Source organism: Ensifer adhaerens, from assembly GCF_013283195.1.
Classification (GTDB): domain Bacteria; phylum Pseudomonadota; class Alphaproteobacteria; order Rhizobiales; family Rhizobiaceae; genus Ensifer; species Ensifer adhaerens_G.
Window position 1 is genome coordinate 2,969,331 of record NZ_JABEKT010000001.1, and the last position, 24,909, is coordinate 2,994,239.

The 24,909-nt window shown below is 62.8% G+C and carries 25 protein-coding genes and 1 pseudogene; 14 read left to right on the forward strand and 12 right to left on the reverse strand.

What is annotated here, in order from left to right:
- Positions 1-11: 11 nt before the first annotated feature.
- Both LPJGGPFB_RS14190 and LPJGGPFB_RS14195 read left to right on the forward strand, forming a co-directional pair.
- A complete protein-coding gene (locus LPJGGPFB_RS14190) occupies positions 12-1,955 on the forward strand; it encodes a MacB family efflux pump subunit (protein WP_173420486.1) in 1,944 nt (647 codons plus the stop codon).
- An 82-nt stretch (positions 1,956-2,037) separates the two neighbouring features.
- On the forward strand, positions 2,038-2,445 hold the full coding sequence (locus LPJGGPFB_RS14195; protein ID WP_173420487.1) for a hypothetical protein: 408 nt from the start codon (positions 2,038-2,040) through the stop codon (positions 2,443-2,445).
- A gap of 15 nt (positions 2,446-2,460) precedes the next feature.
- Here LPJGGPFB_RS14195 and LPJGGPFB_RS33065 read toward each other — a convergent pair whose 3' ends face one another.
- Positions 2,461-2,673 (reverse strand): hypothetical protein, encoded by a 213-nt coding sequence (locus LPJGGPFB_RS33065; protein ID WP_234902813.1) that lies wholly within the window; start codon positions 2,671-2,673, stop codon positions 2,461-2,463.
- Positions 2,674-2,810: 137 nt separating this feature from the next.
- Positions 2,811-3,119: a hypothetical protein gene (locus LPJGGPFB_RS33070; RefSeq protein WP_234902814.1), complete on the reverse strand. Its 309-nt coding sequence runs from the start codon at positions 3,117-3,119 to the stop codon at positions 2,811-2,813.
- Between the two features lie 311 nt (positions 3,120-3,430).
- Here LPJGGPFB_RS33070 and LPJGGPFB_RS14205 point away from each other — a divergent pair, with 311 nt between their 5' ends.
- Entirely contained in the window at positions 3,431-4,132 is a 702-nt protein-coding gene (locus tag LPJGGPFB_RS14205; RefSeq protein WP_234902815.1) for a Type 1 glutamine amidotransferase-like domain-containing protein, read from the forward strand.
- A gap of 57 nt (positions 4,133-4,189) precedes the next feature.
- On the opposite strand, the gene LPJGGPFB_RS14210 is transcribed toward LPJGGPFB_RS14205, so the two are convergent.
- A complete protein-coding gene (locus LPJGGPFB_RS14210; RefSeq protein ID WP_173420489.1) occupies positions 4,190-4,438 on the reverse strand; it encodes a YjiS-like domain-containing protein in 249 nt (82 codons plus the stop codon).
- Positions 4,439-4,512: 74 nt separating this feature from the next.
- Between LPJGGPFB_RS14210 and LPJGGPFB_RS14215 the strand changes: the two genes are divergently transcribed.
- The gene (locus tag LPJGGPFB_RS14215; RefSeq protein WP_173420490.1) at positions 4,513-5,412 is read left to right on the forward strand and encodes a LysR family transcriptional regulator; all 900 of its coding nucleotides are present in this window, start codon (positions 4,513-4,515) and stop codon (positions 5,410-5,412) included.
- Between the two features lie 116 nt (positions 5,413-5,528).
- Here the strand turns inward: LPJGGPFB_RS14215 and LPJGGPFB_RS14220 are convergent, their stop codons facing one another.
- Positions 5,529-5,936: a GFA family protein gene (locus LPJGGPFB_RS14220; RefSeq protein WP_173420491.1), complete on the reverse strand. Its 408-nt coding sequence runs from the start codon at positions 5,934-5,936 to the stop codon at positions 5,529-5,531.
- 289 nt (positions 5,937-6,225) lie between these two features.
- Here LPJGGPFB_RS14220 and LPJGGPFB_RS14225 point away from each other — a divergent pair, with 289 nt between their 5' ends.
- On the forward strand, positions 6,226-7,218 hold the full coding sequence (locus tag LPJGGPFB_RS14225) for a threo-3-hydroxy-L-aspartate ammonia-lyase (protein WP_210264395.1): 993 nt from the start codon (positions 6,226-6,228) through the stop codon (positions 7,216-7,218).
- Positions 7,219-7,609: 391 nt separating this feature from the next.
- Positions 7,610-8,359, forward strand: coding sequence for an SDR family oxidoreductase (locus tag LPJGGPFB_RS14230; RefSeq protein WP_173420492.1), 750 nt, complete (start codon positions 7,610-7,612; stop codon positions 8,357-8,359).
- Positions 8,360-8,468: 109 nt separating this feature from the next.
- Here LPJGGPFB_RS14230 and LPJGGPFB_RS14235 read toward each other — a convergent pair whose 3' ends face one another.
- The gene (locus tag LPJGGPFB_RS14235; protein ID WP_173420493.1) at positions 8,469-8,921 is read right to left on the reverse strand and encodes an Lrp/AsnC family transcriptional regulator; all 453 of its coding nucleotides are present in this window, start codon (positions 8,919-8,921) and stop codon (positions 8,469-8,471) included.
- Between the two features lie 112 nt (positions 8,922-9,033).
- Between LPJGGPFB_RS14235 and LPJGGPFB_RS14240 the strand changes: the two genes are divergently transcribed.
- On the forward strand, positions 9,034-10,017 hold the full coding sequence (locus LPJGGPFB_RS14240; RefSeq protein WP_173420494.1) for a nucleoside recognition domain-containing protein: 984 nt from the start codon (positions 9,034-9,036) through the stop codon (positions 10,015-10,017).
- Between the two features lie 239 nt (positions 10,018-10,256).
- Positions 10,257-12,647, forward strand: coding sequence for an arylsulfatase (locus LPJGGPFB_RS14245; RefSeq protein ID WP_173420495.1), 2,391 nt, complete (start codon positions 10,257-10,259; stop codon positions 12,645-12,647).
- A gap of 432 nt (positions 12,648-13,079) precedes the next feature.
- Here the strand turns inward: LPJGGPFB_RS14245 and ftrA are convergent, their stop codons facing one another.
- The gene (gene ftrA, locus LPJGGPFB_RS14250) at positions 13,080-14,135 is read right to left on the reverse strand and encodes a transcriptional regulator FtrA (protein ID WP_173420496.1); all 1,056 of its coding nucleotides are present in this window, start codon (positions 14,133-14,135) and stop codon (positions 13,080-13,082) included.
- Positions 14,136-14,208: 73 nt separating this feature from the next.
- On the opposite strand from ftrA, the gene LPJGGPFB_RS14255 reads away from it, so the two are divergent.
- The 3 genes from LPJGGPFB_RS14255 (at position 14,209) to LPJGGPFB_RS14265 (ending at position 16,024) form a co-directional block, all read left to right on the forward strand.
- A complete protein-coding gene (locus tag LPJGGPFB_RS14255) occupies positions 14,209-14,640 on the forward strand; it encodes a rhodanese-like domain-containing protein (protein ID WP_173420497.1) in 432 nt (143 codons plus the stop codon).
- Between the two features lie 116 nt (positions 14,641-14,756).
- Complete coding sequence (locus tag LPJGGPFB_RS14260) at positions 14,757-15,233, forward strand: GNAT family N-acetyltransferase (protein ID WP_173420498.1); 477 nt, start codon at positions 14,757-14,759, stop codon at positions 15,231-15,233.
- Between the two features lie 371 nt (positions 15,234-15,604).
- Complete coding sequence (locus tag LPJGGPFB_RS14265) at positions 15,605-16,024, forward strand: DUF1801 domain-containing protein (RefSeq protein WP_173420499.1); 420 nt, start codon at positions 15,605-15,607, stop codon at positions 16,022-16,024.
- 306 nt (positions 16,025-16,330) lie between these two features.
- Here the strand turns inward: LPJGGPFB_RS14265 and LPJGGPFB_RS14270 are convergent, their stop codons facing one another.
- The 5 genes and pseudogenes from LPJGGPFB_RS14270 to LPJGGPFB_RS14290 all read right to left on the reverse strand — a co-directional run bounded on the left by LPJGGPFB_RS14270 (position 16,331) and on the right by LPJGGPFB_RS14290 (position 20,237).
- Positions 16,331-17,563: an HlyD family secretion protein gene (locus LPJGGPFB_RS14270; protein ID WP_173420500.1), complete on the reverse strand. Its 1,233-nt coding sequence runs from the start codon at positions 17,561-17,563 to the stop codon at positions 16,331-16,333.
- A 3-nt stretch (positions 17,564-17,566) separates the two neighbouring features.
- Positions 17,567-18,031 carry a hypothetical protein gene (locus LPJGGPFB_RS14275; protein WP_173420501.1) on the reverse strand — a complete coding sequence of 155 codons (465 nt, stop codon included), beginning with the start codon at positions 18,029-18,031 and terminating at the stop codon, positions 17,567-17,569.
- Positions 18,032-18,265: 234 nt separating this feature from the next.
- A pseudogene (locus LPJGGPFB_RS14280) lies at positions 18,266-18,415 on the reverse strand (NAD(P)/FAD-dependent oxidoreductase); the annotation flags it as partial.
- Positions 18,416-18,424: 9 nt separating this feature from the next.
- Positions 18,425-18,874: a hypothetical protein gene (locus LPJGGPFB_RS14285; protein ID WP_173420502.1), complete on the reverse strand. Its 450-nt coding sequence runs from the start codon at positions 18,872-18,874 to the stop codon at positions 18,425-18,427.
- 94 nt (positions 18,875-18,968) lie between these two features.
- On the reverse strand, positions 18,969-20,237 hold the full coding sequence (locus LPJGGPFB_RS14290; RefSeq protein WP_173420503.1) for an NAD(P)/FAD-dependent oxidoreductase: 1,269 nt from the start codon (positions 20,235-20,237) through the stop codon (positions 18,969-18,971).
- Between the two features lie 340 nt (positions 20,238-20,577).
- Between LPJGGPFB_RS14290 and LPJGGPFB_RS14295 the strand changes: the two genes are divergently transcribed.
- The 3 genes from LPJGGPFB_RS14295 to LPJGGPFB_RS14305 all read left to right on the forward strand — a co-directional run bounded on the left by LPJGGPFB_RS14295 (position 20,578) and on the right by LPJGGPFB_RS14305 (position 23,812).
- Positions 20,578-21,927, forward strand: a complete 1,350-nt coding sequence (locus LPJGGPFB_RS14295) for a sensor histidine kinase (protein WP_173420504.1) — start codon at positions 20,578-20,580, stop codon at positions 21,925-21,927.
- A gap of 391 nt (positions 21,928-22,318) precedes the next feature.
- A complete protein-coding gene (locus LPJGGPFB_RS14300) occupies positions 22,319-22,714 on the forward strand; it encodes an Ohr family peroxiredoxin (RefSeq protein ID WP_173420505.1) in 396 nt (131 codons plus the stop codon).
- A 69-nt stretch (positions 22,715-22,783) separates the two neighbouring features.
- Positions 22,784-23,812: a DUF3095 family protein gene (locus LPJGGPFB_RS14305; RefSeq protein WP_427858057.1), complete on the forward strand. Its 1,029-nt coding sequence runs from the start codon at positions 22,784-22,786 to the stop codon at positions 23,810-23,812.
- Between the two features lie 439 nt (positions 23,813-24,251).
- On the opposite strand, the gene LPJGGPFB_RS14310 is transcribed toward LPJGGPFB_RS14305, so the two are convergent.
- A complete protein-coding gene (locus tag LPJGGPFB_RS14310) occupies positions 24,252-24,758 on the reverse strand; it encodes a MarR family winged helix-turn-helix transcriptional regulator (RefSeq protein ID WP_173420507.1) in 507 nt (168 codons plus the stop codon).
- Between the last annotated feature and the right edge of the window lie 151 nt (positions 24,759-24,909).

A 24,909-nucleotide genomic window follows, 5' to 3' on the forward strand; every position in this document is an offset into this window, starting at 1 on the left:
AAGAGTTCGCCATGACCCCGCTCCTCTCGCTCCGGCACGTCAGCAAGACCTATTTCAACGGCGATCTCGCCGTCGAAGTGCTGCACGGCGTCTCGCTCGACATCGAGGCCGGCGAGTTCGTCGCGATCATCGGCCAGTCCGGTTCGGGCAAGTCGACGCTGATGAACATCCTCGGCTGCCTCGACCAGCCGACGGAGGGCGATTATCTCATCGACGGCGAGCGGGTGTCGGGCTTCGACACCGACGAGCTGGCGGCGCTTAGGCGCCGCACCTTCGGCTTCGTCTTCCAGAGCTACAATCTCATTCCGACCGCGAGTGCCCAGGAAAACGTCGAGGTGCCCGCCGTCTATGCCGGCATGTCGGCGCGCGACCGCCACGACCGCGCCGAAGCGCTTCTGCACCAGCTGAAGCTCGGCGAACGGCTCGACCATCGCCCCAACCAGCTTTCCGGCGGCCAGCAGCAGCGCGTGTCGATCGCCCGGGCGCTGATGAACGGCGGCCGCGTGGTGCTGGCCGACGAGCCGACCGGCGCGCTCGACAGCCAGAGCGGCTCCGACGTCATGGCGCTGCTGCGCGACATGAACGACAAGGGCCACACGGTCATCGTCATCACGCACTCGCGCGAGGTCGCCGAACAGGCAGATCGCCTCATCGAGATCCATGACGGCCGCATCGTCGCCGACCGCACCAAGAAGGGCCGCGCCAACCCCGAGGCCGCGCGGGCGCTGAGCCAGACGGCGAGCGAAGGCTCGGCGGCGATCGCCGATGTCACCGAGGCCGTCAAGATGGCGTTTCGGGCGCTGCGTGCCAATCTCTTCCGCACCGTCCTGACGTTGCTCGGTATCGTTATCGGCGTCGGCTCGGTGGTCGCCATGCTGGCGATCGGCACCGGGGCGCAGGATTCCGTGCTCAACCGCATTTCCTCCATGGGCTCCGACCTGCTTGTGGTCAGGCCGAGCATGGCGAATTTCCGCGGCAGCGCCGGCGGCAGCAACGTCACCCTTGTGCCGGCCGATGCCGACGCCATTCTCGAAGTGCCGAACGTCGCCTTCGCCGTGCCCGAGCTGACCAGCAACGTCACGGTCCGGCGTGGCAATGTCGACTACCAAACCAGCGCCAACGGCACGGTGCCGCAGTTCACCACCGCCAAATCCTGGAAGATGCAGCAGGGCGAATTCCTGACCCAGGACGACATGGACACCTATGCGCCGGTGGCGGTCCTTGGCCAGACGGTGGTCAAGACGCTGTTCCCCGATGGCGACAACCCGCTCGGGCAATATGTGCTGGTCAACAAGATCCCCTTCCAGGTCATCGGCGTGATGGCAGAAATGGGTGCCACCTCCTTCGGCAACGACCAGGACGACGTCGTGCTCGTGCCGCTGACGACGGGCAGCATGCGCCTCTTCGGCCAGCGCAACGTGCGCACCATCACCGTACAGGTGAAAGACGCCGCCGCGATCGACATCACGCAGCAGACCATCCAGGCGCTCCTGAACCAGCGCCACAAGCGCGAAGACACCCAGATCACCAACATGTCGTCGGTGCGCGAGGCCTTCACCGAGACCTCCAACACGATGAAGCTGTTTCTCGGCTCGGTCGCCGCCATCTCGCTCTTGGTCGGCGGCATCGGCGTGATGAACATCATGCTCGTCTCGGTCAGCGAGCGCACCCGCGAGATTGGCGTGCGCATGGCAACCGGCGCGCGCCAGCGCGACATCCTCCTGCAGTTCATCATCGAGGCGCTGGTGGTCTCGGCGATCGGCGGCACGCTCGGCGTCCTGCTCGGCCTCGGCGTCGGCGCGCTCGCCGGCCAGTTCGGCATGCCCGTCGCCTTCACGCTCGGACCCGTGGCGCTTGCGTTTGCCTGCGCCTTCCTGACGGGCCTCGTCTTCGGCTTCCTCCCCGCCCGCAACGCCTCGCGCCTGCAGCCGGCTGTGGCGCTGAGTGCCGATTGAGGCACTTGCGCGCACCAGCCAATGGACAAGACGCACTGCACCACCGACAATGGCATTTTGCAGCCTGTGGGTGTGATTCGCGATGTGGAAGATCTTTGCAGTTCTCTATAGCCTGGCCTTTGCTTTCGGCCTGGTCTTCGTCGGCTATCTGGTCGCGATCGACGCTTTGGTCGGCCTGACGTCCCTCGGCTGGATCGTGATTTCCGCGAGCATGGTCATGGCGCTCGGCACGACAATTGGCCTCGTTGCCCACGCCTTCAATCTGAACGTCCCTCCACTCGCACTCTGGCGGCCGTTCAGCTGGCTTGCCGGGGTTTGGGCGCTCTTTGCGTCCTACACCAGCTTCACGAAGTTCCTGTCAGTGGCCGCGGGTTCGTCCGGCAACGATCTCATCACCAATGTTCTCTGGCTGTCCCTTGCTCTTGCCATCCATGGCTTCAGCTGGCTCGGCGTCTGGCGCTATGGCCGCCGTGTGTCGGCGGCCGCCTAGTATGGTCGTGCACCGCTACCCCGCGTAGGCGAAGTAGACTTTGCCGCGAGCGGGATCGACGATCGTGACGCTGCCGCCCCCTCCGTAGGAATAAAACGATCCACCGGACTGGATCGCCTTGTTGGCCTCGTCTGTCCGCCCTTTTTCAATCGGGATCGAAAAGCCGTATTTTTCCAGGTATTCCTCCAGGTTCGGCGGATGGCGCGCAGGAAGCTCCACTTCGATCATCCCCGGTTCGTCGTCGTAGGGATGCCATTCGTCGATCCTGTCGTCGACGGGTGTTGCGCGCCAAGTTCGTTCTGCGCCAGAAAGCGTCTCGCCGAGCCGGCTTCCCTGTTCTCGTGCCCAGGATGCGCTCTTGTCCGTCAGCCGATAGACAACGAAACCGGTTTCATTGTCGCGGGCATGAAACCCACACCGAACAATTCCTCCAGGCGATATTCGATCTCCGCGACTTCGAGTGGCTCAGGGACGCGCCCGAGCAAATGGTTTCGCTCCCCAACCTTGTTGGCAACAAACGGCAATGCGATCGCCGCCAGTCCAACAGCGACAATGAGACCGCGCCGAATGATCTGGTCAGGCCGCGTCCGCCGCCAGAGGTAGCGCAACCCGCGAAAGACAAGGACAATGACGGTTATGGCGAGCAAAAAGGGAATGGCGAGCGCCACCAACATGATAACTGTAAAAATCATAGGCACTCACAGGACATCGAGGTCGTCATCGGAATTGCGCAACACCGCGGCAGCTTGAACACGCTGCGATTGTTCAAGACCGTCAATGGCTTTCTTGTGGTGTCCGCTACATGACGCCGGACTGCATGGCAACTTTACCGGCACAAGCGCACGAACCTACAATCCTGCTCACACCATCTCGCTCATCGCGGACCGAACTTGACCACGGCTCCCCTCTTGATCGACAAAGCTCACTGCACAGCGCGACGGTGAATTGGCGCAAATCGGACGGCACAGCGACGCAAGAGGCCAAGTTGCTCAACCTCATCCTCTACAGCGATCAGATTTTCCCCGACTGCTCTGCAATCGATCGCAGACTTGTCGAATTGCTGAAGGCGCAAGGAACCGGAAATCGGCTTGCCTATGTGGCATCCGGCCCGGAGCCGGATCGCTACTTCTTCATGAACGCTCAGTCGTATTATGACCGGTCCGACCTTGATCTGCCGCTGTTCTTCGATCTCGACGAACCGCACGCCGAGGAGGAGATCGCCGCACTCTTCGCCTGTGACGCCATTCATCTTGCGGGTGGACATACCTGCGAATTTCTCGAGCGGCTGAAGCGAGGCGGCATGCTCGAGCGGCTCCGCAATTGGGCCCTCGCCGGCGGCATCCTGGTCGGCGTCAGCGCCGGCGCCATTCTCATGGCCCCGACGATCGCAACGGACGCCCTGTTTGTCGGACGAAAACCGGAGGACATCACCGATGGCGACGCGCTTGATCTCGTGCAGTTCGAGTTCTTCCCGCATCTGAGCGACGAAGCCGCCTACCTGCCCGCACTCCTGCGCTACAGCATGCATACGGCACGGCCGATCGTCGCCTGTGACGACGGCGACGGCATCGTCGTGACGGGCGGGCGCGTGGAATGCGTGGGAAATCCGCTGTGGATCTACGGCGGCGCCGTGCTTGCCGCCGGCGAGATCGAGCTCCACGGCTTGTCGGTAGCGCACGGTCTCTGAGGGCGCAGCGTTTGCGTCGCCGACCGGTCGACGAGGCGATCTCCGATGCTTTGCCGCCTACATCGCCCCCGCCCGTGCCGCCTCCGCATGCCGTACCGTAACCGCAACCGGCCGCGAGGAGGCCGGCGCGCGCTCTGAGCACCTTCCGTGCCGCGCCTCGGCAGGCGTGATGCCAAGGTCATCAAGACGTTCCGCGTCCAGTTCACGCAACTGCTGCAACTGCCAGTACCGCGAGCGCGGCGAAGCGGCGAGGTAGAGCCCAAGTTCCCGGATCATGTCGAACACCCGTGTTCTGTTGCCAATCATGACCGCAGTCTGCGCCTCGACATTCCATAAATGAAGATTAGCATTCATATCCAACGCATAAGAGAAACTTTGATATGAGCGCCCTCAACCTCGACTATCTCAAAACCTTCGCGTTGGTCGCCGAGCTCGGCAGTTTTTCTGCCGCCGCAGAGCGCCTGGGGCTGACGCAACCGGCGATCAGCCTGCAGGTACGGGCGCTGGAAAGACAACTCGGCGTGCGCCTGGTCGAGCGCGTCGGCCGCACGGCGAGACCAAGTGCGGCGGGCGAGGAATTGCTGGCGCATGCCGGCCGCATCGAGGCGGCGACGAGCCAGGCCGTCGAAGCGGTGGCGCGCCATGCCAAGGGCGTTCTCGGCCGCGTGCGGCTCGGCACCGGCGCCACCCCTTGCGCCTTCCTGCTGCCGCCCCTTCTCGCCGATCTCAAGCGCCGCTTTCCCGACCTCGATATCACCGTGACGACGGGCAACAGCGCCGACATCGTCAGGGCCGTCGATGACAACCTGCTCGACATCGGGCTGGTCAGCCTGCCGGTCGCCGGCCGCATCTTCGAGATCACGCCGCTGTTCGACGAACGCTTCGTCGCCATCGCCCCGGCGGAAACCGCCCTGCCCGACACCGTTACACCCGAGACCCTGGCGCAGCGACCGCTGATCCTTTACGAGCCAGGTGCCAATACGCGCCGGATCACCGATGAATGGCTTGCTTCCGGCGGCACAACGGTCAAACCGGTCATGGCGCTCGGCAGTGTCGATGCGATCAAGGAAATGGTCGCCGTTGGCCTCGGCGCGGCACTCGTTCCGGAAATCGCGCTCCGCGCCACCGATCGGGAGCGGCTGGTCGTACGCCCGCTGTCGCCGCCACTCTCGCGCCGCTTCGCCCTCGTGCTTCGCCGCGACAAACGCCTTGATCGGGCGCTCCGGGAAACACTGGCGGCGCTGAAGACGCTGGCCGCATTGGAGCAGCCCGGGCGCTAGGGCAGTTGCAGAAACGGCGCGAAGCGGTCTTGCGTCGGGAATTGCGTGGAAACAGACGGACAGAGCAGGAAGCGCGCAAAAGCGCTCACGCAGGCAGGCTCAAGCAGCCGCAACGCTCAGAGATGCCGCACCTCTGATGGTGTCGAGCCCCAATCGTCGTTCAGCCCGTCGAAGTAGGTGACGGGTGCTGCGACCAGTTCGTCGATATCGACGCCATCGAGGCACGCCACGTTGATGTTGTAGTAGATGTGCCCCGTCATGTTCGGCATCTCGATGCGCTCGAACGGACGCACGCCGCAATGGTGGCAAAAGAAGTGGTGGGCGACCGGATTGCGGCCGCGATAATCCGTCAGCGCCTCCTCGCCGGCAACAAGGCGAAAGGCCTCCGGCCTGACCTCTACCGACCAGAGCCGCATCTTGGTGCAGAGCGTGCAGTTGCACTTGCCCGTGCCGGCGCTGATGTCGATATCCGCCTCGATGCAAACCGCGCCGCAATGGCAACTGCCGGTGTAGGTTTTCAGCATCTCGTTCCCCTCCCTCGCCTGAATGCACCTGGAACCCAGGATCTGGGCGCGCCCGACGCGGCCGGCTCGATGCTGCCCCGCAAGCGCGACTATGCCACCACTCCCACCGATTGAAAATCGCGGAGCCGGAGAGCCTGAGCCACACGCAGCCTGGGGCCGGCGATCACGCAGCGACCGTCACCGATGACCGCTCGACCTTGCTCGTGCAAACACGCGCGCGATAGTGCATTGTCGTGCCTTGAACAAATCTTCCTCGCCCGGGTCCACCGAGCGCGCAACGGAGGCTCCCTTGATCAATCCTGCACCGGCATCCGCCTTGTTGCATATCCCGACCTTCCACGATGTCCAGACCGCACGAGAACGCATCTCTGGCGTAGCGCACCGCACGCCCGTCTTGACATCGCGGACTGCCAACGCCCGAACCGGAGCAGCGCTTTTTTTCAAGGCGGAGCCTCTGCAGCGTGCGGGCGCTTTCAAGTTCCGCGGCGCTTACAATGCCATCGCGGCGCTGGACACGCTCTCGCGGAAGAATGGCGTGGTCGCCTTCTCCTCCGGCAACCACGCCCAGGCACTTGCCTATGCCGCCGGGCTCCAGGGGGTTGCGGCAACGGTGGTGATGCCGCGCGACGCACCGGAGATAAAAGTGTCGGCGACGAAGGGCTACGGGGCCCGGATCGTCTTTTATGATCGGTACACGGAAGATCGCGTGGAAATAAGCGAGCGCCTTGCACGCGAACAGGGTGCGGCCCTGATCCCTCCCTATGACCATCCGGACGTTATCGCCGGACAAGGCACCGCGGCGCTGGAGCTGATCGAGGAGGTCGGGGAGATCGACTTGCTCGTCGTTCCCCTAGGCGGCGGTGGTCTGCTTGCCGGCAGCGCGCTCAGCGCCCGGGCGCTTTCGCCCACTTGCACCATTGTCGGTGTCGAGCCCGAGGCAGGCAATGACGGCCAGCAATCCTTGCAAAAGGGCGAAGTGGTCAAGATCCCGGTGCCGAAGTCCATCGCCGATGGCGCGCTCGTCACGCATGTCGGCGACCACAACTTCGCCATCCTGAAAAATACGGTCGATGATATCGTCACGGTCACCGATGCCCAACTGGTCGAGACGATGCGGTTCTTTTCCGAGCGCATGAAGATGATCGTGGAGCCGACCGGTTGCCTGGCGGCCGCGGCCGTCTTGCATGGCGCAATCGCCTGTAGCGGAAAGCGGGTCGGCATTCTGCTCAGCGGCGGCAATATCGATCTCAAAACCTTCAGTGCGCTCCTGGACGGGCGCTAAAGCTACCCTTTGCTTGCATCAATGCTAAAATGGAGCCGAACGGGGATCTCGCCATGGTCGAGGGGCAAGCGTTCTACTATGTCCTGATTTGGATACTGGCCTTCGCTGTCTGGTTTTTCGTCTTCCGCTGAAGGTCATCAACCGTCGGCCCTGGCATGAGAGTGCTTGAGCCGCTTCATCGCCACGCCGAGCTTTCAAGCGCGCACGGCAACATGGGATCGTGGCAGCGGCCGGGCCCCGACGCGGCTTTCCGCGCCGCGCGGTGTTCAGTACCTCCCGGCTGCTCAAATCCTCGACGACCCCCGTCTTTCCTTTGCAACGATCGGAAATCGGGTGGGCGCTGCTCCTTGCCGCCGATACGCCAGGGCCCTCAACCAAGAGGAGCAAGTCCATGTCCATGTTGCTGAACAAGATCGTCATCGTCACCGGCGCCTCGTCGGGTATCGGCCGTGCGGTCGCGGAGCTTTTCGCCGCCGAGGGCGCGAAGCTGATTGTGAATGCCCGCGCCGAGGCGCCGCTCACAGCCGTGGTCGAGGCGATCCGTGCCGAAGGCGGTGAAGCGATCGCCGTCAGCGGCGACGTTGCCGATGAAGACACGCATGCCCGGCTGGTCGACGCCGCCGTCACCCGGTTTGGCGGTCTCGACATCGCCATCAACAATGCCGGCGCCGTCGGCGCGGTCAGGCCGCTTGCGGCGATAACGGCCGCGGAATGGCAGGAGGTGCTGACCGCCAACCTCACCTCCGCCTTCCTCGGCGCCCGCCACCAGATCCCGGCGATGCTCGCGCGCGGCGGCGGCGCGCTGGTCTTCACTTCCACCTTCGTCGGCACCAGCGTCGGCATTCCCGGCATGGCCGCCTACGGCGCTTCCAAGGCAGGACTGATGGGGCTGGTCAAGGGCATAACCGCCGACTATGGCGCCAGCGGCATCCGCGCCAATGCTCTTCTGCCAGGCGGTGTCGACACGCCGATGGGCGGCAGCAGGGAGCAGAAGGAATGGGCCGCCGGCCTGCATGCCATGAAGCGTATCGCCCAGCCCGACGAGATCGCACGGGCGGCGCTGTTTCTGGCAAGCCCGATGGCAAGCTTCGTCGCCGGCTCCGCGCTCTATGCCGATGGGGGCAATGCCGCGGTCAAATGACGCCGGCGGCAACGCCGTCCTTGTGCGCCGGGGTAGATCGCCCCGGCGCTTCCTACGCGTCCCCTTTGCATCGGGTTTGCGGTCGGCGAAGCCGCCCGGCCGTCACGCATCAGATCGGTATCTCCGTCGTGTCCTTGCCCGTGCGAATGACGAATGTCGTGTAGTACCGGGCAACGTTGCTCTCCTCGCGAAAGAGCCGCTCGGTCAGGGCATCGAGCTCCTCCATGTCCTTCAGCCGCAGCATCAGCAGCGCGTCGGTCGCGCCGCTGACGCTGTAGGCCTGGGTGACGGCCGGTTCCTTGGCGGCCATGTCGAGGAACCGGCGCACATATTGTTCGCCGTGGCGCTCGAGCTCCACGGTAATGATCGCCTTCACCGACCTCCCGGCCTTGGCCGGATTGAGGACCGCGACGACGCGTTCGATGACACCAGCCGCGTTCAACCGCCGGATGCGACGCAGGCAGCTCGATGGCGAGAGCCCGACTTCGGCCGCAAGATCGGCATTGGTTCGCGACGCGTCCTGCTGCAGCAGTGTGAGCAGCTTCTTGTCGATCCGGTCCATTTCATTCCCCTTTGTCGTCGCATGCAATTTTATTGCACAAACTCGCATATTTTGACCACAACTGCGAACGACCTCGCGTTAGTCCTTGGAGGACAACCAGGGAGACATCGCCATGACCTTTCACATCATCCTCTATCGAAAGACGCTGGATACGCTTGAAGTCTATTGGGACCTCGTGCGCATCATCGTGCCCGTTACCGTCGCAACGCATGTCCTGCAGGAGCTTGGCGTGATCCGCGCCGTTGCGCCGGCCTTCGAGCCGCTGATGACCCTCGTCGGCCTGCCGCCCGAGCTTGCCTTTGCCTGGCTGACGGGACTTTTGGTGGGGATCTGGGGCGCGGTGGTGGTCGTCTTCACTCTCGTGCCGGTGTCAGAGCTGACCACCGCCGACATGACCGTGCTTTCGGCGCTGCTGCTGGTGGCGCACGCCATTCCGATCGAGCAGCGGATCATCCAGAAGGCCGGCCCGAGCTTCGTGGTCACCGCAGCGCTTCGCGTAGGCGGCGGCCTGATCTTCGCGGCACTGCTCCACCAACTCTTCGCCGCGACCGGCTGGCTCTCCACCCCGCTGCAGCCAACATGGATACCGGTAAGCCAGAGCGCCGACTGGATCGGTTTCGTCGTGAGCACGCTGAAGACGCTCGGCACCATGCTCGTCGTGCTGCTGGCGCTCAGCTGGCTGATCGAGATCCTCAAGATGGTCGGCATCCTCGGCTGGCTGAACCGGGGCATGGCGCCACTGTTTCGGCTAGCCGGCATCCAGCAGCAGACGGTGCCCTTCGCCGCCGTCGGCGTGCTCCTTGGCATTTCCTATGGCGGCGCGCTTTTGATCCGCGAGGCACGCGCGGCGAGCGTCGCGCCGCGACAGGTCTTCCTCGCCTGCGTCTTCATGGGCTTTACCCACAGTCTGATAGAGGACACTTTGCTCGTTGTCGCACTCGGCGCCGATTTTGCGAGTGTCTTCTTCGGCCGGCTGGTCTTTGCGATCGTTGCGACGGCCGTGATCGCCAAAGCCATCGGTTCGGCACCCGACAGGGTGTTCTTCACACGGTGCTTCCGAAAGGAGCGTGTGACACTCGCGCCGTCGGAAGCCTGACTCTTGGCGCACGGCTCGGCGGCGCGGTTCGCGCCGCCCTGAAGCCTTATCTCATCCGACGAACCGGCGGAGCGGCGCAGGCGCATTGATGGAGATCGTGCGGTATCCCAGCGAAACAAGGCCACGCGCAACAGCACGGCGTTGCCCTTCCCGCCTTCGAAGCCCCATCGTAACGGTTACATCCTTGTCTAATTTTAGCATTCTGTAATTCTCTCTGTTTCAGCAGAGGAGAAGCGACAATGTTAAGACTTGGAACGCTGTTTCTTGCTACCTTGAGTTTGACGGCAACTCCGAATTTCAACGCCAATGCGCAGGAAACCACTGGCGTGCCTGGCTCGCCCAGTGCAACAACGACGATCGACGGCCGATACTTGCCGAACCCGCCAGCGGCCTTCGGTGGAGAAATCGGTCTCGACGCGAAGACCTCCAAGCCCTATTGGCCAGCACAGATCGTGCCCCCAAAGGGCGCTCCAAATATCCTGCTGATCATGACGGACGACGCCGGCTACGGTGTTGCAGGCACCTTCGGAGGCGTCATACCGACGCCAGCGTTGGACCGTGTTGCAAACGCCGGCTTGCGCTTTACCCAGTTCCACTCCACCGCGCTCTGTTCCCCATCGCGCGCCGCGCTGATCACCGGCCGTAATCATCATTCGGCGGGCTTCGGCGTCATCTCTGAGCAGGCGACCGGTTATCCCGGATATGACTCGATCATCGGTATCGAGAACGCGACGATCGGCAAGATCCTGAAGCAGAACGGCTACGCCACGTCCTGGTTCGGAAAGAACCACAACACCCCCGCTTTTCAATACAGCACCGCTGGTCCGTTCGATCAATGGCCGACGGGAATGGGCTTCGACTATTTCTACGGCTTCATGGGAGGAGATACCAATCAGTGGGAGCCGTACCTGTTTCAGAACACGACCCAGATTTTTCCCTGGACCGGCAAGCCCGGGTACAATCTCGTAACGGACACAGCCGACAACGCGATTGATCATATCAAGCAACTAAATGCGACAGCACCTGACAAGCCGTTCTTCGTCTACTACGTGCCCGGCGCCACCCATGCCCCCCATCATCCCACGAAGGAATGGATCGACAAGTTCAAGGGCAAATTTGACATGGGTTGGAACGAGTTGCGCGAGCAGATCTTCGCCAATCAGAAGAAACTTGGCGTCATTCCCGCCAACACGCAGCTAACCGAATGGCCAGATAGCCTGCCGACATGGGATTCTCTCGACGCAGAAAGCAAGAAGCTGTTTGCCCACCAGGCCGAGGTGTATGCTGCCTACGTGGCCTACTCGGACCACGAGATCGGACGGGTGATCCAGGCCGTCGATGACCTTGGAAAACTCGACAATACCCTGGTCATCTATATCGAGGGTGACAACGGAACCAGCGCCGAGGGAAGCGTGCTCGGAACGCCAAACGAGCTTATCACAATCGAAGGCATGCAGATGCCGGTTGCGGCTCAGATGAAGTTCTTTGATAGCTGGGGCTCGAACCAGACCTATCCGCATATGTCGGTGGCGTGGTCATGGGCCTTTGACACGCCGTTCAAGTGGACAAAGCAGGTTGCCTCGCACTTCGGCGGCACGCGTCAGGGCATGGCGATGTCCTGGCCGGCACGGATCAAGCAGGCCGGTGGCGTTCGCACTCAGTTCCACCACATGATCGATATCGTTCCGACCATCCTCGAAGCGACGGGCATTCCAGCGCCGGTGATGGTCGATGGCGTTGCGCAAAAACCGATCGAAGGCGTCAGCATGGCCTATAGCTGGGACAATGCCCAGGCGCCATCTGCCCGCAAAACCCAATACTTTGAAATGTTCGGCAATCGCGGGATCTACAGCGATGGCTGGTATGCTTGCACGACGCCGCCTGCAGCACCCTGGTTGATGGGCACGACCGCGATGCCCGACGTCGTCGATGGCTACAAATGGGAACTGTACAACCTCACGGAGGATTATTCGCAGAACAACGACCTTGCAGCAAAAATGCCGGAAAAGTTGCATCAGATGCAGGAGCTGTTTCTGATGGAAGCGGCAAAATACGACGTCTTCCCATTGGACAACTCAATCCTGGAGCGCCTTACGACGCCACGACCGAGCGCCACTGCCGGGCGGACGGAGTTCAGTTACGGCGGCTTGATGTCAGGTATCCCGACGAGCAATGCGCCAAACGTCATCAACAAGTCCTATACGATCACCGCAGAGATAACCGTTCCTGAAGACGGCGGCGAAGGTATGCTCGTCACCACAGGGGGCCGCTTCGGTGGATACGGGTTCTATCTGCTCAAGGGCAAGCCCGTGTTTCTGTATAATTTCGTCAACATGGAGCGCTTCCGTTGGCAGGGTCAGGACACCCTTTCATCGGGCAAGCACACACTGGTCTTCGATTTCAAATCTGATGGTCCCGGCATGGGCAAGGGCGGCACTGGCGTCCTGAAGGTCGACGGCAAGGAGGTTGCGAATGCGAAAATACCGCACACGATTCCAGCGCTCATGCCTTGGGATGAGACTTTCGATGTCGGCGTCGATACCCGCACAGGCGTAGAAGAAACGGATTATCAGGTGCCCTTTGCTTTCAATGGCGAAATCGCAAGGCTGACCGTCAATCTGCAGCCGTAAATCCAACGAAGGGCTCCGGGAGCGTGCACCCGGAGCCCAACATATGATGTGGTCCCGCGGGGCCTGCGAAGAAACAGAAGATCAACCCGCCCACCCAAGGCGGCCACACCTTCGATGTCCGGGCGACCATCAAGGCTGCAATCGCAAAAGTGACAGCAGGGAGGATAGATTGATCGCCGTATCCGGTGATCAATCGACAGGTCTTGATGGGAGCGTTGAAAAACGGTCTGCCACCGGGATCGTCACGCTGAGGAAGCAAAGTGCATGTGCACGTCGCCTGTTCCGGCGAGAGCAAGGCTATGCATTCCTCGAGCAATTCCGGCAGACGCGCGCAGCGATTTTTCGCCAGGATTTACGGAGAAACAAACAGATACAGGGTTTCGACGGCTCCGCTTGCAAGGGAAGCGCTCCAGAAGCGTGGTCGCTGACGGATCACTCCACGCTGGCTTCGGCAAGCGCGCTTGCAGGCGTCCCCATCCGCCCGAACATGGCGCGATAGGCGGCGGGCGTCGTCGAAAGCTGCTGGCGAAAATGGTGGCGCAGCGTCTGGGTCGAGCCGAAGCCGGAAATGTCGGCCACCTGCTCGATGCCGAGCGCACTTTCCTCTAGCAGTTGCCGGGCCCGCGCCAGCCGTTCGCCAAGCAGCCAGCGTGCCGGCGTGGTGCCGGTCGCCGCCTCGAAGCGGCGCAGGAAGGTGCGCTCGCTCATGCCCACGGATCTGGCAAGCACGGCCGTCGAAGAATCCTCGCCGAGCTCAGCGCGCATCCGGTCGATCAGCGGGCCGAGGCGTGCGCTCTCGTGCACCTTGGGCACCGCCCTTTCGATATATTGCGCCTGCCCGCCATCGCGGTGCGGCGGCACGACGAGGCGGCGGGCCACCCGGTTGGCCGCCTCGCTGCCAAAATCGCGGCGAATGAGGTGCAGGCAGAGATCGATGCCAGCGGCACTGCCGGCAGACGTCAGCACCGTGCCACTGTCGACATAGAGCACATCGGGCACCACCTCGATGTCGGGATAGGCCGCCTTCAGCTTGTCCGTATAGCGCCAATGGGTCGTTGCCCTCAGGCCAAAGAGCAGGCCGGCTGCCGCCAGCACGAAGACGCCGGAGCAGATGGAAAGCACCCGCGCGCCGCGGGCATGCGCGGCGCGCAGCGCCTGGCACAGGGCTTCGGGCACCGGCGTATCGGCCCCGCGCCAGCCGGGCACGATGATGGTGCCCGCCTCACCCAGAAGATCGAGCCCGCCATCGGCCACCATCCGGATGCCGCCGGTCGCCCTCAACTCCCCCGGCTCGATCGCCGCGACGGCGAAGCGATACCAGCCCTCGCCCATTTCAGGACGCGGCAGGCCGAACATTTCCACCGCCACGCCGAACTCGAAGGTGCAGAGACCGTCATAGGCAAGAGCGACAACAAGCGGGTTGGCGGGCGACGGGGGTGAGGTGGATGGTTTTGGCATGATCTTGAGCATATATGGCAAACCTGCCATCTGCCAGCCCCTCTCCGACGTTGTTACAACCATCCTCGTCAACCGCTGAAGACCAGAGCCACAGGAGAGCCAGATGAGCTACGTCACCGAAACCCCAGCCGCAGCGCCCGAGATCGCCATGGCCCATTTCGCCGGGCGCCTCAGCGTCGAGACCGATTGCGCCGATGTCGCCCATGCCCTCAAGAGCGGCGAGCAGGATTTCGTGCTGCTGCACGCCGTCGGCACCGAGGCAGCCTACGCCCGCCGCCATGTGCCGGGCGCGATCCACCTGCCGCATCGCGAAATCACCGCCGAGCGCATGGCCGAATGGCCTGATGACACCCTGTTCGTCGCCTATTGTGCGGGTCCGCACTGCAACGGTGCCGACCAGGCGGCGCTGAAGATCGCCCGTCTCGGACGACCGGTAAAGATCATGATCGGCGGCATCACCGGCTGGGAAGACGAGGGCTTCGCCTTCGCTTCGGGTACAGCCCCCGGCGAGCCGCAGTTGCTGCTGGCCGCCTGACGGCGGCGGATACGAGACGGAAGGGCCGCCATCAGGCGGCCTTGGCGGATCAACGCAAACACGCCAAGGTAGACGGCAGGAACATCGACGCCGACCCTGCCCCTTTAAGGAACCCGATGACCAATTTCCTTTCCGTCCGCCCGTTCGACCATCGCGATGTGCCCAAGGTGCTGGAGCTGATGCGCGGCCTCGCCGTGTTCGAGGGCTACATCGACAGGTTCGCCGTCACCGAACAGGACCTGATCGACCATGGCCTATGCGACACCCCGCGCTTCGGTGTCCTCGTCGCCGAACTCGACGGTCGCGTGATCGGCATCGCCGTGCACTATGCCATTCCCTGGACCTACGACCTGAAACCGACGGTCGTGTTGAAGGAACTGTTCGTCGAGGACGGCGCACGCTCATCAGGCGCTGGCGCTGCCCTCATCGCCGCCCTGAAACGCCACGCCGCCGCTATCGGCGCGCCGCGCATCAACTGGACCGTGCTTGCCGGCAACGAGCCTGCGAAACGCTTCTACCGTCGCCAGGGTGGCAGCCCCGACGAGTTATGGGAACCGTGGACGATGGCGACATCATCCGGCGATGAAAGCTGAAGGCGCTTTGCGACCGATGGCGCAACGGCTGCTTGAGCGCGACGCAGCACCCGAACCCATTGGCTGATGTAAAGAACGCACGCCAACCCGATCAATCCTCGAGACGTGGCCAATCCATTTCCGGGGGTCCGGGTAGCGCACCGCTTTCGGCTTGGTTGGATGACGGTGCCGCGTTGGGCTTTACGGCGCAGAAACGCATTAATCCGCACGCACAATGCCTTGAATCGATTCCGATTTGAGGCATTGTGCGGCAGTATTTTGTCAGTCCACACGTCAAAAAGCTAAGACAACGTCTTGCGCCCAGCCAAACCAGGCGTTGTTGTTGTTGCAGTCAGATGAAGCCGCGCCGGAAGTTGGAGGATGAAGACCCAATGAATGCATCTGAGCATGTCGACCAGTTGATCGCCAACACCGACGACTGGCGCGGCAAGACACTCGCCAATGTGCGTAAGCTCATCCTTGGGACCGACAAGGACATCGTTGAGGAATGGAAGTGGATGGGGAGCCCGGTGTGGTCTCGTGACGGCATCATCGCCGTCGGCAACGCCCACAAGGATAAGGTGAAGCTGACCTTCTCCCACGGCGCCAGCCTGCCGGACCCTGAAAACCTGTTCAACAACGGCCTGAACGGCAAGGTGTGGCGGGCGATCGATCTCTTCGAGGGCGACGAAATCGACGAGCGCGCATTCCAAAACCTCATCCGCGCTGCCATCGACTTCAACCAGGCCAAGGCGAAGAAGAAGACGTCTTCGGGAACGCGAGCAAAAGCGGCAAAAAGCAAGGACGCGTGACCCGCTGGCCGGTCCCTGCGCGTGCTTCAGGCCGTGACTATCTTACCGCCTGCCCGGTATGATCGGCGAGAGCCGCCGGATTGAACGCATCTGTTTGCGGGCGAACACATTGCGGTTCACCTTGCGCAGGGACTGAAGCAGGCGACGCTGGTTGTCGAGCAGCCCATTTTTTGGCAGGTGCGGCAACCGTCGGGCCAGGTACCCTAACGGTACGGAACGCCCCGCAGCGTGCGCCTCACGTCAAGCAACACCCCTTGTTCGACAGTGAAGGCTGCACCGCCTGCCGTTCCAGACAGGGCAGCGCCATCAATGCCCGCCCAGCACCAGCGTCTGCACCGGCAGCATCACCGCCTGCATGCGCAGGATCATCGCGTGCACCAGACCTACCGTATCGACCACATGCAGATAGACCCAGCGCAGCGAACTGATATCGGGCGACTCCAGCTCGTCGTGGCTGTTGGTGTAGGCGTTGGCAATACAGCTGCTGCCCGGCGGAATGCCGTCCAGCGCGCCTGCAAAGAGCGGTTCGAGGAAGACCGTCAGCGTTCCGGGTCTCGCCAGTTGCGTGACATCGACCAACTGGTCGCTCGCCCTGATCTGCCCACCGGCAATCACGTCCTGTACCTCCGTGACCACCATCGGAATGATGGTGAAGGGCTTGCCGACGCAGGTCGCCTCGGCAATCATGCCGACCTTCAGCACCTGCGCCTCTATCTGGCCGAAACCGGCAATCAGCGCCACCTTGCCAGCCTCGGACGGCACCAGAACGCCGGCCGGGCGCAGCATCGGATTGACGACTTCGCCGACGCGCAGCGTGAACTGATGCAGCGTGCCCGTGACACCGGCGCGCACGGTCGTCTTGTCGAGTTCTGCAGAGGCCTGCTTCAATGCCGCCTCGGCGCTCGCCTTTTGCGAGGGCAGCAGCGACGCAATCTTCGTCTCCAGCGTCTGCCTGCTGGAAAGGGCAGCCGTAAGCGCGCCCTTGCGTCCTTCGAGCGCGACCTGCCGGCGTTCGATCTCACGCCGTGCGACCACGTTGGCATTGAGCCGGTTCAATTCGACCTGCGTATCGTACTCGTCCTGAGCCTGCCTCACGGCGGCTTCGGCCTGCACGATCACGCCGTCGGCTGCGGCAAGCTCGGTCTGCGCCACTGTCGTCTCGGCTTCCACCTCGGCGATCTGGCGGCGCGCCAGCTCTACGGCCGCCTCCTGCTCGGTACTGTCGAGCCGGAAGAGCGGCGTGCCTGCCTCGACCGTCTGGTTGAGGCCGACAAAGATTTCGGCCACACGCCCGCCCGTCTCCGGCAGGATCGCAACCGTACGGAAAGCCGAGGTGACGTTCTTCGTCGACGGATGGAAATAGAACACCAGCGTAATCAATGTCAGCGTTAGCATCACGCAGGCGGTAATGCCGTACCGAAGCTCGTACCAGACGGAATAGAGCGTGATCTCGCGGCCGAACCGCCTGCCCTGGACATAGCGGCGATAAAGGTAATCAGGAAGGATGGTCAGCATGGAGCAGAGCAGGAACTCGAACATGGCTCATGCCCTCCCGTCGGTCGAGGTCGAAACGACCGTGGTTTCGGCGACAGGCAGCGCCGGTTCGCCAACGGCTGTGTGGGCGGCAGGGACATGCCCATGGGCGTCCAGCTCCGGCTCCGGCTCGCGGCCCGACATTTTCTCCAGCGAACGCGCGATCGATCTGAGGGGTGACCAGAAGTCTGGCAGATCGACCAGCGCCAGCAGCAGCCCCGCGATCCAGAAGAGATGGTTGTGGGTAAACAGCGCGATGAGCGCCAGCACCGCCACGACCTCGAACTTCGCCTTGCTCGCCCCATGCGCCATCTGCTCGGGCAGAGCATGCAGGCGCAGGTAGAAGGTGCCGAGCAAGAAGATCGCGAGCAGCAGGAAAACCAGGACGACATTGAACAGAACATCGGTCTGCCCAGGCGCTGTGATGAACATCGGCAGATGTTCGATCGCTTTCGGATGCACTGTTGCGTCCATCTCCGTCTCCCCAACGCAGATCAGATTATCGATCCTACATCAGAGAGTTAGCATACAATTGATGCTTGTAAAGCAAAGACTTTCTGACACCGCATGCGACCATCGTTGGCGTCACCTGGGCGCGCCTTGACGCCCGTCGGCCACCGTCATCGGCCCATCGGACGGTGGCCGCGAGCGTGTTGGGCGCGCTACTTCCGCCGCCAGCATCGCTCGAACCGCAGCCCTGCCTTGGCGCTATTGCCCGTCGCGCAGGGTCTCCTTCTGGGTAATCAGCCGGGCGCTGTGCTGTCCGCTGAGATAGGTCCCGAACCAGCTCCAGGCGACGGCAAAACGGCTGCCCCCCTTGAGCTTGAAGCGGCCGAAATCGGTGATCGCAGCCCGCTCGACCGGCTTTCATGGCCCTGAAACAAAGGTATCCATCGCCGCAAGGCGGCAGGCATCAAACATGCCGATCGTGATGGCTTCCCGACGGGAAACATTCGCTTTGCCCCACAATGCCTTTCCCGACTTGCTGCCGGGTGAGCGGATCGACCCCAGCGCGGGCAGCAAGGTTGCATTCACGCAGCCGATGACGTGCGCGCGCACCGCCTTTGTACCGCATTCTTGGCCGCGGACGTTCAATTGCCGTTGCGACAGGTCGCTCAGCTGTCGCTCCACGCCACCGAGGAGAAATGCTTGTTCATCTCGGGGAAAAGCGCTCTTTGACATCACCTTCTGCAGTTTGGCGTACTCAGTAGCGTAGTTGACTTTCGGGCAAGCGCCAGCGGCAAGCACCGCCGTCGCACTCGAGGAAAAGAGCGCAAGCACAATTGCGCAGATGCAGCCTAAGGGCCGGCTTGTCATCAACGAATCTCCTCGCCTGGCGCAAACGCCTGCGCCGCCAGGTACATGTCACAATACAATCCCGCAAGGGACCCCTTGCAACCGACGGGCGATGTCAGTCCTTTTCCCGCACCGTCTCCTTCTGGGTAATCAGCCGGGCGCTGTGCTGGCCGCTGAGATAGGTCCAGAACCAGCTCCAGGCGACGGCAAAGCGGCTGCGCGTGCCGATCAGGAAGTAGATATGGGCAATGCCCCAGATCCACCAGGCAAGCGCGCCCTTCATCTTGAAGCGACCGAAATCGATGATCGCCGCCCGCCGGCCGATCGTCGCCAGGCTCCCCTGGTGGCGATAGCGAAAGTCGCCCGGCTGCTTGGCCCCTGAAAGGCGGGCACGGATGACCTTGGCGACATAGGCGCCCTGTTGCTTGGCGGCGGGTGCGATGCCCGGCACCGGCTTGCCGCCGTCATAGGTGACACTGGCCGTGTCGCCGATGACGAAGATATCGTCATGGCCGGGCGCCTTGAGGTCGGCACCGAGGATTGCCCTTCCCGCCCGGTCCTCGGCAATGCCGAGCCAGCGGGCGGCAGGTGATGCCTGGACACCGGCGGCCCAAACGAGCGTGCGGCTGGCCACGAAGGTCTCGCCGATCGTCACGCCTTGCGCCGTGCAGGCCGTCACCGGCGTACCGGTGCGAACCTCCACGCCCAGCCGCTCCAGTTCGCGCCGGGCGTACTCGGACAGATCCTCGCTGAAGGCAGCCAGGATGCGAGGTCCCGCCTCAACCAGGATCACGCGAGCCTGGCGCGTATCGATGCGGCGAAACTCGGAGGGCAGCGTGCGGTGCGCCATCTCGGCGATGATGCCGGCAAGCTCGACGCCCGTCGGCCCGGCACCGATCACGGTGAAGGTCAAAAGCGCCTGGCGGATGACAGGGTCTTCTTCAAGTTCCGCCTGCTCGAAGGCAAGCAGCACGCGGCGGCGGATCGTGGTTGCATCCTCGAGCGTCTTCAGCCCCGGCGCCACCGGCTCCCATTCGTCATGACCGAAATAGGCGTGGGTCGCGCCGGTCGCAAGCACCAGCGTATCGTAGCCGATCGCCTGCCCGCCCTTGAGCGTTACGGTCCTGGCGCCGGCGTCGACACCGGTCACTTCGCCGAGCAGCGTCGTCACCTCCGGTCGGTCGCGATAGAGGTTGCGGATCGGCCAGGCGATTTCGGAGGTGGCAATCAGCGTGGTGGCGACCTGATAGAGCAGCGGCTGGAACAGGTGATGATTTCGCCGGTCGATCAGCGTGATGCGTACCGGTGCACCCGCAAGCCCGTTGACGAGCTGCAGCCCGCCAAATCCTCCACCGACGACGACGACATGATGCCTGTCCTGCATGGTCCTGATCCCGATTTGACTTTTCTCAAATGTGGAGCACGCGCGCACCAGCACAACAGCCCGCTTTGGATGTCACCCTTGCAAAATCGGATATGGCGCTTGGCGCGGACCTGCAATAGGCTGATGGGCTACCGTGCAGTGCGCCTGCGCATGGCGCGCCTTGCGCCAATCCCACCATCTCCCGATATCGCCGACACGCCTCAGCCGCCGCAAAACGCGGTCAAAGATATCCGTGCAATGTCCGTGCAATCCAGTGTTTGCAAACGTCGCGATGCGATAAAAACTGCATTGGCCGCAAGCGCTCGATGCACCGCGTTGCCAGTCTAACAATGGGGTGCAGATGGTGAGAAAGCTCTGGCCACGGTCCCTCAAGCAGCGCCTGATCGCGCAGCTTCTGGTCTTGCAACTGGCGATCCTGCTCGTCTTCGGTCTCTCCTTCGTCACCCTGCTGGTCGTTGCCGACGAAGGCGGCGTGCTCATCGGCCCGGCACCGGTCGAGACGGCGTTTGCGGCGATAGAGAGACGGCCGGACGGCAAGCTTGCCTTCGCCAAAACCGACAAGCTGGCCGATGTGCTCGCCAGACATCCCAAATTCTGGTTCATCGCCCTCAGCGACCGGGGCGAGATCCTGCGGATCGGCGAGATCCCGGAGATCTACAAGGGCATCAGCCAGACACTCGACCGGATGACCTATTCGGATATCCGCGATGTCGGCGATCCCTCGCCCTATCTTGCAGTCCTCAGGCGCCGATCGAGCCCGGCCGGCGATTTCACCGTCTTCGGACAGGGTGAACTCATGAACGAGCAATCCCTCATTCTCACCTTTTCCAAGGTGTCGCTCGCCCCGATGCTGGTTCTGCTGGCGCTCGTCACGGTGATCGGCGTCCCCTTGATCGTCAATCGTGCCATCAAGGGTATCTCGCAGCTGGCGCGCGAAACCGACGGCATCGATATTGCCCGGCGGAGTTACCGGCTGACGGAAACGGCCATTCCGAGCGAAGTCCGGCCCCTCGTTCAGGGCATCAACGGCGCGCTCCATCGGCTCGACCTCGCCTATGATCGACACCAGCGCTTCATCCTCGATGCGGCGCACGAGATCCGCACGCCGGTGGCTATCCTGCAGGCGCGGCTCGATTCTCTGGCGGCTGGCCCCGATCGCGATCGGTTGATCGCCGATTGCGAGAGGATCTCGGCGCTTGCTGAACAATTGCTCGACCTGCAGCGGCTTGAAGCCAATGCCAAGCCGCTGACGCCGGTCGATCTGGTCGAATTGTGCCGCGACGTCGCTGCCGACCTCGCCCCGCTCGCGATCGACCAGGGCTATGACCTTTCCTTCGAGCCCGAGGTGGAGCGGTCGCCGATCCAGGGCGATCCGGCGTCGCTTGCGCGCGCCATCGCCAATCTGATCCAGAATGCGATCGAGCATGCGGGAAACCAGGGCTCGATCATCGTGCGAGTGGCATGCGACCGGGTGATCGAGATCAGTGACGATGGGCCTGGAATTCCGGAAGCGGAGCGGGAGCGTGTCTTCGAGCCGTTTCATCGGTTGAAGCCGCGCGATCGGGGCGCCGGTCTCGGCCTGAACCTTGTTCTGCAGATCGTTCAGCGCCACGGCGCGCAAATCCGCATTCTCACCTCGCCAAGTGGCGGGGCATGCTTCCGGCTGGTCTTTGCCGAGCTGACGGCTTGAACCGCCGGAAAACAGCCGCATGCCGCAGCCCGGACAATCGCTCCTCCCCCTCCGCCCCCTAGCGGCCCGTGAGCCCCCAACGTCCGCCATCGGCTGGACGCCACGAAGGTCACGCAAGGCACCCCTCGCCGGGATGAGACGGCTTCTGCCGGCAGGCGCTGCCGCCAGGCGATCGCGGCCCGGAAAGGACACGGGTGGCGTGAGGCGCAGGACCGTCTGCTCGGCCAATTCCATGGAGAGCTGCCTGCCCGTTGGTTTGGCCAGTCAGCTCTCCTCAAAATACCTCGCATCCGATTAAATCGGATTTTGATTGACATTCGAATTTCGTTTCTGTATTTACATCGCATCCGAACTAATCGGACATGAATTAATCCAAAAACGGGATACAGCTATGACCGAGAAGCTTCTTTTCACCGGCAAGACCTACAACACCGGCGGCCGCAACGGCGGCACCCGCAGCAGCGACGGCCAGTTGGACATCCGGCTATCCGCGCCGCATCCGGCCGCAGAACGCCTGTTCGGCGCCGCCTGGTCGGCCTGTTACATCGGCGCGGTTCAGGTCGCCGCGTCTGAAAGAAACATCACGCTTCCCGCGGGAGCCGAGGTCGACGCCGAGATCGATCTCAACGTCGATGACGGCAATTACTTCCTGCGCGCCAGGCTGAATGTCAGCCTTCCCGGCCTCGACCGGGATATCGCCCATCAACTGATCCATGCCGCCCACAAGATCTGTCCCTACTCCAAGGCGACGAACGGCAACATCGATGTCGCGACCAATCTGGTCTGAACGCGATCCGGTCAGGTCCGCCTCCTGCCCGGCAGACCTGACCGCCTTCACGTCGACCAGGAGAACATGATGAACAGTGACCAAGTTCAGCCACAGCAAGCCCACAGCAAATTCTCCGATGTGCTCGACCCGGCCATCTATGAGCCATTGCCCGATGATTGGCTGATTGCCATCACCGATGTCGTCGACTCGACCTCGGCAACCCGGTCGGGTCGCTACGAGGACGTCAACTTCGCCGGCGCCTCGGCGATTGCCGCTTTCGGCAATGCCTGGGGCACGTTCGATTTTCCCTTCGTCTTTCGCGGCGATGGGGCAGCATTCGCGTTGCCGCCTGAGGCTGCCGCAACCGCCACATCGGCGTTGCGGCAGGTCGCCGCCTTTGCAAAGCGCAGCCTTGGCCTGGCCCTTCGAACGGGGTTGCTGTCCGTGCGCGACGTTCGCGCCAACGGGCGCGATGTGACGATCGCGCGCTACGCGGCCTCGCAGGACGCCACCTACACCATGTTTGCCGGCGGGGGATTGAAGTGGGCCGAGAACGAGATCAAGCGCGGGCGCTATCTGGTAAAGCCGCACATGGACACGGCGCAGCCGAACCTGACCGGCCTCAGATGCGAGTGGAAGCCGTTTGCGAGCCAGCGCGGTGAAATCTTATCCTTGCTGGTCGAGCCGACGGCACAGTCAGGCGCTCAAGGTTTCGTCTCATTGGCGAGACGCGTTCTCTCCGTGCTCGAGGCCGGGCCGCGGCAATCCAATCCGGTACCGGATGCCATCGGCATACCCAAGGACGAGCGCACGCAAGTCGATCCAAAACGCTGGTCGACGGTCGCGGCCGGTTCGGATTTCCGCAAGTACGACGATGGCTTGCGCCTGACGCTCGACTGTACGCGCGAACAGATCGATCGGGTCGAAACCCTTCTTGTCGCGGCCAGGCACCGTGGTGAGGTCAATTTCGGACTGCATCGCCAGTCTCACGCGCTGATGACCTGCCTGGTTCCCTCGGCCAAGCCGGATTCGCATCTGCATTTCCTGGATGGAATGGACGGCGGCTACTCCAAGGCCGCCGAGATGCTGGCGCCAGCCGGGCTTGCTGCGGCGTGATGATGCCAAGAAGAGGACGCATGAATTTCGCAGCCACCGACACATTGAGGCAGGCGGGGTATACCTTGCCCTGTGTCGAACAATGGCGGTGTGTTTGCATGCCGCTCGACGTCGGCAGGGCAGATCGGTCCACGCGTTTCCCAAGTCATCGGCCATGCCCAATGGAGCCGGCTTGATGCTGGGAGGACGGGAGAAGCCCCTCTGCTGCTTACGCAGCCCCAGCTGATCTCCTCGCCAGGCCTTTTCTCCCGGCCTGGCTAAGAACGCATTTATTGAGCCTCGCCTTCAAGGTCGGCGCAAGGACGCAAACCCGCTCTCTTCATCGACGCTATGCGACGTCCACCCAGCCACGCGTGTGGCTCTGGAGCGGCCCTGGCCGCCCCTCAGCATCTCGCACGGGCGGGGCCGTGGTAGATCTGCCCGCCCCCGCCACCGTCCGCTATACTTTCCCGGAACCGCCCTGCGTTGCGCGCAGGAGATTGTCGCGTAGCGTCGCCACCGTCTGCTGCACGACCGGAAAATCGTCCCCAAGACCGGTCGCATCCGTCAGCGCTGCACCCGGGTCCATTTCAACCACCCTGTGGCCGGCCTGCGTCAGCGTCACGCGCACCTGCCGTTCGTCGGCCGGATCGCGCCGGCGCTGCAGATAGCCCTCGGCCTCGAGCTTCTTGAGGATGGGCGTCAGCGTGTTCGACTCCAGGAAGAGCTTTTCGCCGAGCGCACCGACGGTCTGCTCGTCTTCTTCCGAAAGCGCCACCATCGTCACGTACTGGGTATAGGTCAGGCCGAGCTTGTCGAGGATCGGCTTGTAGGCGCGGCCGAAGGCGAGATTGGCGGAGTAGACGGCAAAGCACAGGAAGTTCGAAAGCTTCCTGCCGCCGGTCTCGGCCTGCGCTGCGGAAGACTGAGCGGCTTGCGCACCTTTTGCTGTCGGGGATGTAGGCATCGGTATATCCTGTTCCATTGTCCTCTGTGTCGCCTCCATATAAATCGTATCCGATTAAATCGCAACGGTATTGACATCCCGCTTCACTTGGCATACTTATCTCGCATCCGATTGAAGCGGATGCGATAAAACTTAACCAGAAAGGATACCA